The 294-nt window shown below is 57.5% G+C and carries 1 protein-coding gene; it reads left to right on the forward strand.

Going from position 1 to position 294, the window contains the following annotated elements:
• On the forward strand, positions 1-294 hold a 294-nt coding region (locus tag P0D70_RS36960), incomplete at both ends, for a DDE-type integrase/transposase/recombinase (RefSeq protein ID WP_408188150.1).

Raw genomic sequence — 294 nt, forward strand, 5'->3', positions numbered from 1 at the left:
CTGGGCTACAGCCGTGTCAGCTACGCGGAGTTTGTCACCGACATGCGTATCGAAACGCTGCTGGCTTGCCACGTGCGGGCATTCGAGGCATTTGGCGGCGTCGCCAGAGAGATCGTGTACGACAATATGAAGACGGTGATTCTGAAACGTGATGCCTATGGCAAGAAGCAGCACCGATATCATCCGGGGTTCGCTGACTTCGCCAAACACCATGGGTTCGTGCCTCGCGTGTGCAAGCCATACCGCGCGAAGACGAAGGGCAAGGTCGAGCGTATGAACGGCTATCTGCGCTAC

The sequence above is a fragment of the Paraburkholderia sp. RL17-381-BIF-C genome (assembly GCF_046026435.1).
Taxonomy (GTDB): Bacteria; Pseudomonadota; Gammaproteobacteria; order Burkholderiales; family Burkholderiaceae; genus Paraburkholderia.